The sequence below is a fragment of the Yersinia sp. SCPM-O-B-9106 (C-191) genome (assembly GCF_026183365.1).
Classification (GTDB): Bacteria; Pseudomonadota; Gammaproteobacteria; order Enterobacterales; family Enterobacteriaceae; genus Yersinia; species Yersinia rochesterensis.
Genome location: NZ_CP110791.1, coordinates 1,041,580 through 1,054,164, shown reverse-complemented (window position 1 = coordinate 1,054,164; position 12,585 = coordinate 1,041,580). Strand labels below are relative to the sequence as shown.

Sequence of the window (12,585 nt, the reverse complement as noted above, 5' to 3'; positions counted from 1 at the left end):
TCTCCTACAGGCTGTTTTTCTGTGACTGCTCATGCAATTGAGCAACCGCATTTTCAAAGGCATAGTCATAGTCTGTCTCAGACTGTTCCTCTACCAGTTCACGCCGCACGGTATTACCGACAGGGCGATAGATTTCAACCACTCGGCTTTCAGGCGGTTCCGGTGGCAAGGTGTCAGGCATCAGCTCGGCAACTTCCAGCGCGGTCATGCGACTCTGTGCTGCTGTTGCCTCTTTGGTGCGTTTAACAAATCGGGTTCTGTTTCTGTGATGTTCACGGGCGGCTTGCGTGTCACCGAACCCGGCTTTCTGAATACAAGTGGCTTCACAGATGAAACGCCCATCAAGGGTGTAACACAGCACACTGGCGTGTAGTTGTGCCGGGTCAAACCGCACCACAATCTTATTGGGCTTGATACCCAGTAACTGTTCGTTGTAGTAGCGATTCTCACGGCCCTGCAACTTCCCGCCAGCCTTCAGCACAAAGGTGCCATCATTAACCGTGACCGCCTCAGATGGCAGCAGTAACAAGTGCCGTTGCTCTGCGGTAGCTTTGCGCACGGTGCTTTCCTGATAGCTTTGCTCAAAGGCGGCATCAAAGGAGAGGATACCCCGACATACCTCGGTATCGCGCTTAGGACGGCGATTCCAGAAGGCGATCCCTTCGGCCAGCGCTTTTAAAAAGACTTCGGCATCAACCACCCGTTCACCGTAATTATCCGGCTTGGCCATAGGGTTGGCACCGGTATACGCCCCCTCCAGTGAGGGGTGTTTATCGACAACCTCACCCAACCCACCGTGTGAGAATGCGCGTTCAATCGGCTTGGCCTGACCGTGCCCCTGACCGAATAGCACACTTGTCCAGTGCAGTTTGATACCCAATAAAGGAATAATGCCCTTCGGGTCATCCTCTTTAACTTTGAAGCGGTAACGGTTTGGCACACCACCGGTCATCCACTTGTTGGCTGCTGCGCGGGTGTTATCGATGGTGATATGTTTGGGTATGCCGTATTGCTCGACCACATCGGCCAATGCCAGACGAATAGAATCACTGTTTTCTGACACATCGGTGCGGTAGCCCAAAATCTTACGAGTACGAATATCCTGCCAGACCCATGTTTTAGGTCGGATAACTTCACCGTTAAACCAGCGTACAAACACGTTATGTTGGTAACCATCGCCGTTTATCCATTCCATGGCATCCAGTTCAAGCACACTGCGCTCCTGAGCCGGATATAGACGCATCAGGGCATGTTCCCCTTCGCGTAACAAAACGACTTGCTCTGCCGGAACTTCACGCTCTAGCTTGCGCCGCAGCGAGGATAAACTCGGAATCGTCCAGTTATGGGCGGCGGCAGCTTCTTCCAATCTCGCGTAACAGGTGCGTAATGCCGGTTGCGCCGGACGTAGAAAATCAGCAAGAAAGAAATCCCAAGCCTTAGGGGAGCACTCAGCCTCTTTCATTTTACGGGCGGTCAGGTTGTGGCCATGTTTACTGACCAGAGCCGCCAGCCAGTCAGTGCGGTCAAACGGCTTGGCGAGGTAATACCAGCGCCGAACGTTGGCTGATGACACCTTGAGGGCTTCACCCACAGAATCAAATGCCGTCAAGGTATCAATACTGGCATCAATCAATCCGGCCACCGCCATGACGGCCTCGCATTTCTCTTTTGCTTTTTCACGCTGTTTATTGCTGGCGTTATTCCAGTGTTGCCACAATGACTCGCGGCAATAGGCATCCGACGGGCGTTTGATGATGTCAAAATGTTGGTTGTTGATCTCAACCGTGCCCTGAGTTTTTAAGACTGAGGCGCGGGCGACGGGAGGCAGACAATTAATGTGATACTCAAATGCTTTAGACCCGGCACGCTTACGCCGTTGCTCTCCCGCTAATTTATCGAGATTGGCACGAATATTATGCTGCATGCTGGGTAAGCCGGGTAAACCCACACACTCTAGCGCTGTGACCCAAATATCCATTATTCACACTCCACGACAAATCAAGTCGTTTTACGGGTTCAGTTATGCGTGATTAAAAGTGTGAACATCAGTTGTGTTGTTCAGCTTTATATAACGGCTTGGCCAGATAACCTCTGGATTAACACCAATGGCATGAGCGATTAAACGCTCGCCTTTTGGCCAAGGCCGAACCAGGGCATTGCGTAAAGTGTCTTTGGACAGACCTGCTGCAACAGATAGGGTTCGTAGATTAGTGCCACTTTTTTCTAACGCCGCGCGAATATCTGCGCGATGCCAGTCTTGTCTGTTTGTCTGCATTGTGTGATCCTCATGGGTTTATCTGCGCCGATAATCTCTAGCGCTTATCGGTATGAGTACAAATATATGGCACAAAAAACCGAATGTAAAGCCAAGTTCGGTTTTTTGTGCAAATTAATTTAACCCTATTGATTTTGGAGCAAACCCTCTCGTGACAAGTTCTTACAAAGAAAAAACTGATATTGAGGCAAATAAACCGGAACAGTTTATTCCTGACCCTCGAATAATCCGGTTCGGTGAGCGGTTGCGACAAGCAATGAAGGGGGAGTCAAACAATTCATTTGCCAAGCGATGCGGGATGTCAGAGCGGGTGATTAGAAATTACTTGGATGGTTCTACCTATCCATCAATAGACAGATTGGCAATATTGGCCAAGGCTAGTGGGGTATCGTTGGAATGGCTTGTATCAGGTCAACCAGGTTCAGATAAAAATGCAGCATCGGATATAAGTGCCGAGAAAGAAGAAGCTACACCGCCATCAGAAAAGCAGTTACAAGCATGGGTTGAGATTCTTGAGAGAATGAAGCCAGAAGAGAGAGAGACGGTAATAGATAAGGTGTTCAGGCAAGGTATCAGTGTATTGCTTGCTGCTGTGCAACCCAGCACTCAGACTGCACAATCAAAATTGCCTTTGCCAGATGACCTTCCTGAAAGGCTTGGTATATCTCATGATGGAATGGCTATGGGAATGCTATATGACTCCCTGCCAAATAAGGATCGCCAAAAGATTTTAGCGGATATCGCAATGCAACAGTTGTTAGCATCTGGTCACGAACCAAGTGACAAGCAAGCTGGTTGAGGGGCTGCGTTAGCCCGTTGTGTAAAGGCCATTTAAAAATGTTTTAAACGGTGATTGGCGCAATCCCTCGCTTTATTAAAGTAAGTGAACCAAAACCAGATTCAGAAAATTTTTTCTCATTTCGAATCATGCAGTTTTCTTAGTAGACTTAATCTATAACATAGCGTTACAAGCCGCACCACAACTCGATTCTATTCCCGCGAAATCCCGTTTATTTTCGCCAAATCCCTATCTATCTTGGTTTCTCATTCTTGGTGACTCATAACACCCAGGTTCAACGCGATAGCTTTATTCGTGAAGCGAAGTTCATCGCCACTACTTCCTTACTCATTCGCTCCACGCACATCCTTTTAGGGCCGAAAATAGCCGATTTCTGATTAATACTCTAAAGTTAACAGGTGGTTGCCTATTTATGGAGTGAGTAATGACCTTATTGGGAAATAAAACACTGGCCTCTCGGCTGCGTTTACAATTATTCAAATCACTCTTATTGAGTGTATTTATCCCGCTACCGGCCCTAGCCGCCCCAACCCCCACAGTGACAGTGACTGAATTGCAAAATGGGCTGGATCACCCCTGGTCACTGGCCTTTTTGCCGGATGACGGGGGCATTTTAATCACTGAACGTTCCGGGCAATTAAGATTATGGCAACCAGAAAAAAACCTGTCAGAGCCTTTAAAAGGGGTGCCTGCGGTGTATGCCAAGGGGCAAGGCGGCTTACTGGAAGTGGCGTTATCACCGAAATTTTCCCAAGATCGCCGCATTTACCTCAGCTTCGCGGAAGAAGGGAAGGATGGAAAAGCTGGAACTGCGGTGGGCTATGGTCGTCTTAATCCGCAAGGAACCGCCATTGAAAAATTCACTGTCTTTTTCCGCCAACAGCCAAAATTATCAACCGGCAATCATTTTGGCGGCAAACTGGCTTTTGATGAACAAGGCCATCTTTTTATTACCTTAGGTGAAAATAATCAGCGCCTAACAGCACAAAACTTGAGCTTGCACCAAGGTAAAATAGTCCGCCTGACCCTCGACGGTAAGGTGCCGAAAGATAATCCCCTCACCAATCAGTCACCGGCAAGACCAGAAATCTGGTCTTATGGTCATCGTAATCCGCAGGGGTTAGCCCTGAATCCCTGGACCGGCGTGGTGTGGGAGAATGAGCATGGCCCTAAAGGTGGCGATGAAATCAATATCCCTATAGCTGGGAAAAACTATGGTTGGCCATTGGCAACACACGGAATGAACTATTCAGGTTTGCCCATCCCAGAAGCCAAAGGTACCCATATAGAGGGGACTGAACAGCCCACCTATTACTGGGAAAAATCACCAGGTATCAGTGGGATGGCATTTTATAATGCTACCCGTTTCCCGACCTGGCAACATTCGCTGTTTATCGGCGCATTGGCACAGAAAGAGTTAATTCGCTTACAACTAGATGGCGATAAAGTGATTGCTGAAGAGCGTTTGCTGGGAGATCGCGGCGAACGTATCCGCGATGTACGCATCGGGCCTGACGGCTATGTTTATCTCTTGACGGATGAGAGTGATGGTAAGTTACTGAAAGTAGGCCTTTCGGCTAACAACTAGTTTATGAGCAACAAATTCACTCTAAAAAAGCCGGAAAATCTTCCGGCTTTCGCATTATCACTGACAAAATTTATCGTGGCAAATTAGCGATCCGATGAAGCTTGCCACAAATTAAGTCGCCCATCAGTAACATGCTGATCAATAGCACGTAATTCTTCCGCACTGAAGCTCAAATTACCGAGTGCTGCACAGTTTTCCTCAAGCTGTTCTGGACGGCTGGCACCAATTAAAACTGACGTAACGCGGTTATCTTTCAATAGCCAGCTCAAGGCCATTTGCGCCAATGACTGCCCACGTTGTTCAGCTAATTCATTCAACCGCTTGATGCTGATCAGATTTTCCTCCGACAACATATTTTCTTTCAACGAGCCGCCAGCCTCTTTCTTCATTCGAGAATCATCCGGGATACCATTGAGATATTTCCCAGTTAATAATCCCTGTGCCAAAGGTGTAAAAGCGATACAGCCAACACCGTGTTTATCCAAAGTATCTAATAAATTCGTTTGCTCAACCCAGCGATTAAGAATGTTATAAGAAGGCTGATGGATAAGCAGAGGAATCTTCCATTGCTGCAATAATTCCACCATTTTGGCAGTCCGTTCAGATGAATAGGATGAAATCCCGACATATAAAGCTTTACCGCTTTGTACCGCCTGAGCTAATGCTGATGCGGTTTCTTCCATCGGCGTATTTTCATCAACACGGTGGGAATAAAAAATATCCACATAATCCAGCCCCATCCGTTTTAAGCTTTGGTCCAAGCTGGCAAGCAGATATTTTCGTGAACTGCCAGCACCATAAGGGCCGGGCCACATGTTATAACCCGCTTTAGTCGAGATTATCAGCTCGTCACGATAAGGCTTAAAATCGTCTTGCAATAACTTACCGAAATTTTGTTCTGCTGACCCCGGTGGTGGGCCATAGTTATTGGCTAAATCGAAGTGGGTAATTCCCAGGTCAAAAGCTTTGCGCAGTAAGGTCCGCTGCGATTCTAATGTATTGTTAAAACTAAAGTTATGCCAAAGTCCAAGTGACAGTGCCGGAAGTTGCAAACCACTTTTTCCACAAAAGCGATATTGCATTTGGTTGTATCGGGAGGGATCTGCGTTGTAAGGCATGATAGCTTCTATCTCCGTTTATTGTATTTTTTTGAAACAGCATTCCTATTTTAATACTATCCCTTGTCACTGCAAGCACCTCCCTCTATCTGCATAAATTCTCACCTTATAATTCATATATCCGAATACTCGCAGCGTCTATTTGTACTACTATTATTACCACTCTAGTAAATAACGATGGAGGGCTTTTTATGACTGCAATCGATGTAATGTGGGTTGGGCTAGGTGGAGGGATTGGCTCGCTATTACGATGGTGGATAGGGCTAGGTGTTGGGAAAATATACAAAGGGAATTTTCCCCTCGGCACTTTTCTAATTAATATTTCGGGTGCATTTGTGATTGGCTATCTAAGCATTCTTTTTAGTGTCGACTGGCGCGATCGCTATGGCGATTTAATTAATGCGGCGGTGTTAACTGGTATTTTAGGCGGCTATACCACCTTTAGTAGCATGCAATTAGATGCGGCAAAACTATCGACAACCCGGGGCAGAGCCATTGCTGCTGGATATCTGATTATTTCTGTATTATTCGGTTTAGCTGCGGCCGCATTGGGTGCATGGTTGGCTTATTAATCGGAGAGAATGATTATGCCAAATCTTATTATTTTAGTGTTTATCGGGGGTGCTTTTGGTGCTATGTGTCGTGAATTTATCATGCTGTCCGTACCACGGTTGGCAGATGGCTTCCCGATGGATATCTTTGTCGCCAATATCATCGCCGCATTTTTATTAGGGTTAGCTACCTCTTTCTTTAAAAACGGTAAAATTAACCAATATGTACACTTGATGGTGGGTACCGGTATCATGGGCGGCTTGTCGACATTTTCCAGTTTCGTATTTGGTGCTGTCGAAATGATGAAAACCCCGAGTGGCATTTTAGTTTCAATCTGTTATTTAGTTGCCAGCTTGATTGTCGGTTTTATTGCTGTCGAATTGGGTTTAATGGTCGGCCCTAAAGATAAACCTAAAGATCCACAAACTGCCATGGAATAATAGGATTCAGGGAGAATATCTACCAGGCATAAAAACACCCTCATGATGAGGGTGTTTTTATACATCTGATAACCCAATAGATTTAATCTAATTTCTGGCAATTACCAAAGAACATTTCGGCAATGAGGGAGTTATTGATTGTATCGCCATTTAAGGTTCTGACCAGCAACTCACTGCCTAGTAATGGCAGTGAGAACACCATATCAGGATTAACCCGTTTCACTTTCTGCATATTCTGTGTTTCATTGACTAACGCCAATGTTTTCGTCCCCTCACCAGCAATTTCTTTTGCCGCGAGAATAGTAAAGGTGTTGTCGGCATCATTGTTGCACAATGCAATAATATATTTTGCCTTGGCGGCCCCCGCCAGTTTCAGTGTTTCTACCGAAGAGGGGTCTCCCTCGATAATATCTGCATGTGGAGGAAAATTGTGTTGGCTGCCAACTGGGCAAACAACAGTGACATCATCACCCCGGTCACGCAGCCCATTATAGACATTGAGTGCCAAAGAATTGGAACCGACAATAATAAAATGATTTTTACGTTCCACGTGATAAATCCTACCTTTAACTATGCGTTTAATATTATTACTGATTATCGGGCCGGCAATCGAAGCAATCGAAGCCGCAAAGACAGTAATACCAGCAATAATCACCGTGAGTGTGAACATTCTCGCTACAGTGGTATGTGGAATAATATCCCCGAAGCCCACTGTTGACATACAAACAATCGCGAAATAGAACGCAGTGGGTAAATCGGTCACTGCCGGTGCGAACTCATCGCCCATGTAGAGTGTACCCAACATGCTATAGACGATTAATGAACAAATACTCGCGATCGCAAAGAATGTTGCACTTCCGAGACTGTAATGATCAAACTCACGCCAATAAAATAGTAAAGCGACAACAACAATAAGGGAATAAGTCGTCAATTTACTCTGATCTTTCAGAATAAAGATATTGATAGCAACAATAGTAAACAACAATAATACCGTGAGAAACCATGCCGTACGGATTTTCATCGCGACGGAAAATGACATCAATATCAATAACAGACCGATCATAAATCTCGGAATTTCAAATAATTCAAGAAAACTTAATGCCTCTTTCCAAGTGCTGAAATTGTTTATCGCCTCTGTTGAATGAGAGAACGCCCGGAAAAGCACGGGGCTTAACACCAGATACCCATTAATGGCCACTAAAATGGCCAACAAAAGTGGTATCGACACCTTAGTCTTAATTTCCTGTAGTATCTTCATCAATAAAGTGACTAAAATTGTTATAGGTAAATTAAGTATAGATAAAAAATGATAAAAATCATGGTCAAATATGATTATTTTTGACAAAAATCAAATGATTGTTCGGTCATCACCATAAATAATTTCACCACACAGCTTATGTTACATTCTGTAAAGTTATTTATACTAAATAATGAGTAAAATAATAAACCCACAGTTGGCATTAATACTGTTTTGGTTAATAATATAAGAGTTCCTCGGCATATCAGATATACCGAAGCTCGTAGACTTGAGTGATATCTATCACCCTTAATTTAAGTGTCTTAAATATTTAATCATATTTAACAGATAAATAAGGAAATAAGCATGTCCTACAAATCACTTCGTAATATTGCATTGACTGGTTTATTACTTTCCGCTGCCGCAGCCAGCTTTGCAGCGACCACTAGCGCAACAGCGACTACCCCGAGTGATATGACCTGCAAAGAATTCCTGGATCTGAATCCTAAGTCATTTACTCCTGTGGTTTATTGGGTATTAAATGATGATACTCAATATAAGAAAGGTGATTATGTTGATTTGCATGAGACTGATACTATCGTGACACCGAAAGTAGTCGAAGTTTGTAAGAAGGCACCTGAAAGTAAACTCTCTGAAATTAAACAGGATATTTTAGGTTTTGCTAAAAAACACATGTAAATTGTAAGTGTCATTTCTTATAAAAAAGGCGCTTGATAAGCGCCTTTTTATTAAATTATAGCTACCGAGTAATACTTAATTTATCATAACCGCGAATATAGTAATTAACTGCAGAAACAATCCAACACAATATAAACATCCCAATAATCCAGTAACCTATCTCGCCTAAGTTTTCACTGATATTATTTATTGGTTTCCATATCCCACCGGTTAAATTAAGTTTATCTGCAATAAGTCCTAATGCTTCAATCCCACCAATGAAGAATGCAATGATCACTGAAGCTGCCGTGATGGTAATGTTGTAATACAATTTCCGCACAGGTTTAGAGAAAGCCCAACCATAAGCACCAATCATGACAAAATTATCAAGTGAATCGATCAAGGCCATCCCAGAAGCAAATAAAACAGGGAAAATCATAATTGACCATAAATTCATACCATGAGTTGCACTGGCGGCTGAAATCCCTAAAACCCCAATTTCAGTGGCGGTATCAAACCCTAAACCGAATAAAAAACCAACGGGATACATATGCCAACTTTTATTCACCATGTTAAATACACGTTTGAATACTCTGGCCAGGAACCCTCCGTTATTGGTGACCAACAGGTCAAGTTCTTCATCTTTATAAACATGCCCTGCTTTGACCTGTTTAAATTTTTTATAGACTGAAATCAGAATAGTTAAATTAAGAAAACCAAATAACAATAAAAACAGAGAGGAAACGAGTGTACCAATTAAACCACCGGTTTCGTGGAACCACGCCATATTGTTTTTAAATGCCATCGCGGTCGCAGCGATGGCGAGTGATGCTAATATAACAATGGTCGAATGGCCGAGGGAGAAAAATGTTCCCACCGCAATCGGAGTCTTCCCCTGTTGCATCAGTTTACGGGTTACGTTATCAATGGCAGCAATATGATCAGCATCGACGGCATGACGCAAACCAAAGCTATAGGCCAGAAATGCCATCCCCATCAACACCGCATTATCATTAAATTCAGTAAAAGCCCAAACCCACGCCAGCCCATTGATCACCAGTAAGCCAATTAATAAATAAATGGCGCGGCGTTTAGTTTGCTGATTGCCAAAAGCACTCCGTTTCTCTATCCCAGTCGTCATGTTAGTACTCCAGAATAAAATCACTATTGTCTATGTGCTGGCATCACTTCTTTATTAGGGACCAGGAATAACCATGAAGCGAGAACAAAAGGCATGGTCAACGTAGGAATACCCACCGGGGCCAGGAAGATATTTAGCGCACCCTGTACGATAACCGTAAAAATAACGCCGACGATGGTATAAGCCAAAACACGCCAGCTCGGTTTATTAAATGTCGAACCTAAGGCAATCGCTGTCAGTACCGCACTGAATGCATAAAGTCCGACATCAATACTGCTGGGATTTGCCCCGAGGAATATGGCGGTAAAAAGTGCCAATAGCGAGCCACCAAGAGCAAAAACTGCTGCCCACAGTGATTCCACCGCCAGCCCAATGATAAAAAGAATGCCGCCAATTAAACTACTGAATAGAAATACCTGCGAAACACCATTAAACATGCTGACGAAAATATTGCCACCAGCCGCCGCGCTGGTCTCTAACATCAATTGATGGGGCAGTGCTGGTGCTGGTAATCCACTACTTTGCAGACCGGAAAAGGCGTAGCTGGCCAGCAATATCATCCAAGTGGTTAGAACAAAAGGTGCGGTTAATGCTGCAACTTTCCAGGTTTTTAAAATATCGGCGATACAAACCATGACAATGACCGACACAATACTGCCCAAAACAATACAGGCCCAGACAACCGGCGTGACGACCAAGAATGTCGGCAGTGCCGCCCCTACCAGACAGCCGTTATAACCGTATAATCCTGAGCGCCACGATTTACGGTCCCGCATGGTTAACCCCGTAAGTGTGGCAACCACAGTACCCAATACACAGCCATAGGCTACAGCTGGGTTTCCTTCGCCATAGGCTCCGACAAATATGGCAATAAAAAAGAATAGCCCAGTGAGTGGGTTATTCTGGAACATGACTTGAGCACAGCCGCGCAACGTTGTATCGATAAATTCAATGAAAACATTCGAAGCACTCAGTTGTGCCCAACCGGATTGGTGACCTGTTTTTGCATTCATTATTTTTACCCTTCTGACTTGAAGCTGTAAATGCATGAGGCCGATGACTAGGCCTAAGCTCTTAGCGCCACAAGAATTTTTCTGGCAATGTAATACCGAGAATTTCCTCTCGAGCTATTTTCCAGAACTCACGGATTTCATTCTTAACGCCAGCACTGTCGATACCCAGTGCTTTAAATACCAGACCGCAATCATTCGGTAGACGCGTCGCCCCACTGGCAATGCCGCCTTTCATATCAAAATGGGCCGGTACTCTCGCCAGAATTCGATCGTGATGCTCTTTAGGCGTTAATAAAATCACATTGCCAAACGCATCAAAGGATTGCATAACTCCGATGGCATCCAGGCTTTCTGACTTTGGTTCCAGCACATATTTTTCTACAAATAGCTCTTTACCCGCTGGCAGTTCTTTACCCAAAAAAACGTGTGCCGCCACTCGGGATGAATAAACATCAAAACCAAAGCGTTCGTCCGCATGGTGATATTTACGCCCAGACATCAGCACTTCCGAATAAATCGCAGTCGCCGTAGGATGAATATTAATGGTGGTGTCGGTAATAAAGCGCGAATTACGGTGTGGAATAAGCGGGTCCGGCATAAATTCCAGATAGCCGCCCTCTTCTACAGTAAAATTTTGTATCTGCGATGCATAGTTCGCATTCATCATGTGGACTTTAGTCGCCGACTGTGTGGTGACATGGGCACAAGCCCCCGCCTCCACAATCACATCAGTGGCCAGCCGGTCCCCTTGTAAAATGCACCCTGAGGTCGAAATCATAGTGACACACGGCAATTCTGGCATTTCTTCATCCCAATACAGCGCTTTTTGCACCATCGACGGCACCCGCCGCTCCATTTCTGCCAAAATACTGCGATGCTCACGTTTGGCAAATCTCAGCTTGAGATAGCCACTTTTCCCTACGGCCCCGCTACGCATTTGCGCCGGTTCATCTTGATATTCCGCTAATTCCGGCGCGTTAACACCTAATGCGTGAGCGCGAACCCGTGAAGGAGTTTCCACGATATTCTGGCTCTGCGATGTCATGCATGCTCTCCTTGCGGCTGTACGTGAGTAAACAAGAAATCGCGCATAATCATATCCACCAGCTCTTCAATGCCCTGACCCGTTTTGCAGTTGGTCAGAATATAAGGGCGCTCGCCGCGAACCACTTTGGTATCACTTTCCATCACATCCAGACTGGCACCAACATAAGGGGCGAGGTCAATTTTGTTGATAACCAGAATGTCCGCCTGAACCAAGCCCGGGCCATTTTTACGCGGAATTTTTTCCCCTTCCGCCACATCAATAACATAGATATAGAAGTCTGCCAGTGCCGGGCTGAAGGTTAGCGTGAGGTTGTCACCGCCACTTTCAATCATAATCAAGTCACTGTCAGGGAAGCGCTCTTCCATCTCCTCCACCGCAGCAATATTCATGCTTGGGTCTTCACGCACCGCAGTATGCGGGCAGGCACCAGTTTCAACGCCAAGGATCTTTTCTTCATCCAGAATGCCTTTCAGGGTGCGTTTTACCTGTTTGGCATCCTCGGTGGTGACAATGTCATTGGTAATGATCAGTGGCTTAATGCCCCGTTTGATCAGAATCGGGGTAATAACTTCGATAATGGCGGTTTTACCTGAACCTACCGGGCCACCAATACCAATGCGGGTAATCTTTTTGCGTTTATCGGTTGAATGGCTATTCACGGGGTCATCCTCTCAATTTAATCTGTTTTTGGCTCTG

Annotated in this window: 13 protein-coding genes; 5 read left to right on the top strand and 8 right to left on the bottom strand. The window is 45.1% G+C overall.

All coding sequences use genetic code 11. The annotated features are described in order from the left end of the window. Positions 1-4: 4 nt before the first annotated feature. Together OP863_RS04735 and OP863_RS04730 are read right to left on the bottom strand one after the other, a co-directional pair. Positions 5-1,978: a transposase domain-containing protein gene (locus OP863_RS04735; protein WP_099528854.1), complete on the bottom strand. Its 1,974-nt coding sequence runs from the start codon at positions 1,976-1,978 to the stop codon at positions 5-7. A gap of 42 nt (positions 1,979-2,020) precedes the next feature. Continuing rightward, positions 2,021-2,275, bottom strand: a complete 255-nt coding sequence (locus OP863_RS04730) for a helix-turn-helix domain-containing protein (protein WP_099528853.1) — start codon at positions 2,273-2,275, stop codon at positions 2,021-2,023. Positions 2,276-2,426: 151 nt separating this feature from the next. Here OP863_RS04730 and OP863_RS04725 point away from each other — a divergent pair, with 151 nt between their 5' ends. Then, a complete protein-coding gene (locus OP863_RS04725) occupies positions 2,427-3,074 on the top strand; it encodes a helix-turn-helix domain-containing protein (protein WP_099528852.1) in 648 nt (215 codons plus the stop codon). 424 nt (positions 3,075-3,498) lie between these two features. After that, complete coding sequence (locus tag OP863_RS04720; RefSeq protein WP_265525940.1) at positions 3,499-4,662, top strand: PQQ-dependent sugar dehydrogenase; 1,164 nt, start codon at positions 3,499-3,501, stop codon at positions 4,660-4,662. Between the two features lie 83 nt (positions 4,663-4,745). Here the strand turns inward: OP863_RS04720 and mgrA are convergent, their stop codons facing one another. Then, a complete protein-coding gene (mgrA, locus tag OP863_RS04715; protein WP_145587893.1) occupies positions 4,746-5,780 on the bottom strand; it encodes an L-glyceraldehyde 3-phosphate reductase in 1,035 nt (344 codons plus the stop codon). A 191-nt stretch (positions 5,781-5,971) separates the two neighbouring features. Between mgrA and OP863_RS04710 the strand changes: the two genes are divergently transcribed. Then, the gene (locus OP863_RS04710; RefSeq protein WP_038635666.1) at positions 5,972-6,352 is read left to right on the top strand and encodes a fluoride efflux transporter FluC; all 381 of its coding nucleotides are present in this window, start codon (positions 5,972-5,974) and stop codon (positions 6,350-6,352) included. A 15-nt stretch (positions 6,353-6,367) separates the two neighbouring features. After that, positions 6,368-6,772: a fluoride efflux transporter CrcB gene (gene crcB / locus OP863_RS04705; protein WP_038639745.1), complete on the top strand. Its 405-nt coding sequence runs from the start codon at positions 6,368-6,370 to the stop codon at positions 6,770-6,772. Positions 6,773-6,854: 82 nt separating this feature from the next. On the opposite strand, the gene kch is transcribed toward crcB, so the two are convergent. After that, a complete protein-coding gene (gene kch, locus OP863_RS04700; protein WP_145587897.1) occupies positions 6,855-8,030 on the bottom strand; it encodes a voltage-gated potassium channel protein in 1,176 nt (391 codons plus the stop codon). A 345-nt stretch (positions 8,031-8,375) separates the two neighbouring features. Here kch and hdeB point away from each other — a divergent pair, with 345 nt between their 5' ends. Next, the gene (gene hdeB, locus OP863_RS04695; RefSeq protein WP_038635671.1) at positions 8,376-8,708 is read left to right on the top strand and encodes an acid-activated periplasmic chaperone HdeB; all 333 of its coding nucleotides are present in this window, start codon (positions 8,376-8,378) and stop codon (positions 8,706-8,708) included. Positions 8,709-8,769: 61 nt separating this feature from the next. Here the strand turns inward: hdeB and OP863_RS04690 are convergent, their stop codons facing one another. The 4 genes from OP863_RS04690 to ureG all read right to left on the bottom strand — a co-directional run bounded on the left by OP863_RS04690 (position 8,770) and on the right by ureG (position 12,548). After that, positions 8,770-9,828, bottom strand: a complete 1,059-nt coding sequence (locus OP863_RS04690) for a HoxN/HupN/NixA family nickel/cobalt transporter (RefSeq protein ID WP_265525939.1) — start codon at positions 9,826-9,828, stop codon at positions 8,770-8,772. A gap of 23 nt (positions 9,829-9,851) precedes the next feature. Then, positions 9,852-10,841, bottom strand: a complete 990-nt coding sequence (gene yut, locus OP863_RS04685; RefSeq protein ID WP_038635680.1) for an urea transporter — start codon at positions 10,839-10,841, stop codon at positions 9,852-9,854. A gap of 61 nt (positions 10,842-10,902) precedes the next feature. Then, positions 10,903-11,886: an urease accessory protein UreD gene (locus OP863_RS04680; protein ID WP_038635682.1), complete on the bottom strand. Its 984-nt coding sequence runs from the start codon at positions 11,884-11,886 to the stop codon at positions 10,903-10,905. Beyond that, positions 11,883-12,548, bottom strand: a complete 666-nt coding sequence (gene ureG / locus OP863_RS04675) for an urease accessory protein UreG (protein WP_004390399.1) — start codon at positions 12,546-12,548, stop codon at positions 11,883-11,885. The genes OP863_RS04680 and ureG overlap by 4 nt, the downstream gene beginning before the upstream one ends. Positions 12,549-12,585: the final 37 nt, after the last annotated feature.